The sequence below is a fragment of the Streptosporangium sp. NPDC087985 genome (genome assembly GCF_044741965.1).
In the GTDB taxonomy this organism is placed as follows: Bacteria; Actinomycetota; Actinomycetes; order Streptosporangiales; family Streptosporangiaceae; genus Streptosporangium.
In genome coordinates, this window is record NZ_JBIUTQ010000058.1 from 1 (window position 1) to 2,332 (window position 2,332).

General features: G+C 69.2%; 1 protein-coding gene. It reads right to left on the reverse strand.

Features of this window, described 5'->3' with window-relative positions; all coding sequences use genetic code 11:
- Positions 1-2,332 (reverse strand): condensation domain-containing protein (locus ACIN94_RS32735; RefSeq protein WP_400714902.1); only part of this gene is annotated, 2,332 nt, incomplete at both ends.

Below are 2,332 nucleotides of genomic sequence, written 5' to 3' on the forward strand. Positions count from 1 at the left end.
AGGGTCAAGAACGCGGCCCCGGCTTTCCAGATGGCCCATACGGCGATCAGCGCGCCGGCTCCGGGGCGCAGGTAGATTCCGACGATGTCGCCTTGCCGTACGCCGTGGTGGGTCAGCCGGTGGGCCAGTTGGTCGCTGCTGGTGTCCAGGTCGGTGAATGTCAGGTGGGTGGGGCCGTCCTCGATGGCGATCGCGTCGGGGGTGCGCTGGACCTGTTCGCGGAGCAGTTCGTGAACGGGGACGTCGGCGCAGGCCACGGCGGTGTCGTTCCACGACGCCAACAGCGCCTGTTCCGCCGCGCCGAGCAGCGGTGTGTTCACCCGCGAGGCGACCGGGTCGGCGACCATCGCCTCCAGGGCGCGCAGGTGGTAGTCGCGCAGGACGGTGATCTGCTCGGCGGGGAACTGCCTGGCGTCGTAGTCCAGTTCGAGCCGCAGCCCTTCGACGCCGGGTTCGCGGCTGACCGACACTCCCAGCGGGAAGTTGGTCCGCGCCACACCGGGCACCTCGGCGTCGGGGTCGGTCAGAGCCAGCGCGCCCTCGTCGGCGAGCCCACCGAACTGGTGGAAATGGTTGTAGTTGAAATCGACCTCGAAGAGCGGCTCGCCACCGAGCGCGCGTTGCAGCGCCGACATCGGATACCGCCGATGCGGCAGCAGGTCCTGCTCCGCCTCCGATACCGCCCGCACCAGGTCCTGCCAGGTGCCCTCGGGCAGCCGGAGCCGGAACGGCACCGTATTCAGGAACAGACCACGGACGTCCGCACCGTCGGTCTCCTCCAGGCGGCCGTTGGCGGTGAGCCCGACCAGCACGTCCGAGGTGCCGGTGATCAGACTCATCACCCGCAGATGCGCCGCCAGCACCACCGTCTTGAACGGCACCCCGCACCGCCTGGCGAACTCCTCCAGGCGGATCAGCAGATCCTCGGAGAGAACGGTTGTCAGGGCACCGTGCCCCTGGCTCTCGTCGCGCTTGTGCCGTTCACCGGGTACGGTCTCGCCGATCGGGAAAGAACCGTCGATGGGCCAGCGCGGCAGCCGGCCGTCAGGCCGGTCGTCGAGTTGCCGCAGCCAGAAGTCCTTGTCCTCCTCGGACCGGAGCGCCTGACGTTCGGCGGCGATGAAGTCGCCGTAGGTGGATCGCAACGGCTCCACGGCCGGGTCCTCGCCCGCCAGCAACGCGCGGTACAGGGCGTTGATCTCCGTCAGCGTGGAGGCCATGCTCCAGCCGTCGAGAATGGCGTGGTGCTCGGTCACCGTCCACTGGAAGGCGTCGTCGTCGACGATGTGCACCGCCATCCGGCACAGCGGTGCGACCGCCAGGTCGAAGGTGTGCCGCTGCTCGGCCCGCACATGGTCGGCCAGCACCACGCGCTGCTCGACCCGATCCATCCCGCGCAGGTCCACGACCGTGAACGGCAGCTCGGCGGTGGGGTGGACCAGCTGCATCGGTTCGCTGTAGCCGCTCAGGTCGAACGAGGTCCGCAGAATCGGATGCCGCTCCACCACCCGGGCCACCGCGTCCCGGAACCTGGCCTCGTCGAACGGCCCCGCCAGCCGCAGGCCGTCCACGTTGTGGTACGGCCGACGATCCTGATCAAGCTCCATCTCGTAGACCATGCCGACCTGGAGCTCGGCCATCGGGTAGGCGTCCGCCAGCCCCTCCGGCAGCCGCTCCCGGTCCTCGGCCGACAGCAGCGAGAACGGTTCGAGGGCTGGACGCCGCTCCCTGGCGGCGGTGTGGTGCGTTACGCCGGACAGTTCGGCGAGTGTGGGCCGGCGGTTCAGGTCCTGCAGGGTGAATTCGAGTCCGGCGTCGCGGGCTTGGCCGAGGATCTGGATGCTGCGGATGGAGTCGCCGCCCAGGTCGAAGAAGTTGTCGTGGCGGCCGATCCGTGACACCCCCAGGACGCGGGACCAGATGTCGGCCAGGAGTTCCTCCACGCCGGGCAGTGGGGCGGTGAAGGGGGCGGTCAGTTCGGGGCGGTCGTCTGTGGGTGCCGGGAGGGCTTGGCGGTTCACCTTTCCCTGGGCGGTCAGGGGGAGGGTGTCGAGGTGTTCGATCCAGCGGGGCTGCATGTGTTTCGGCAGTCGTTGTGACAGCCAGGTGCGGAGTTCGGCGGTGGGGACGGGGTCGTCGTGGCAGACGATGTAGGCGGCGAGCCGGTGGGTTTGGCCGTCGGCTGCGGGGTGGGTGGTGATGGCCGCGGCGGTGATGGCGGGGTGGGCGCGCAGGGTGGCTTCGATTTCCTCGGGTTCGATGCGCTGGCCGAGGATTTTGATTTGGCGGTCGTTGCGGCCGAGGAATTCGATGAGTCCGTCGGGGAGGTATC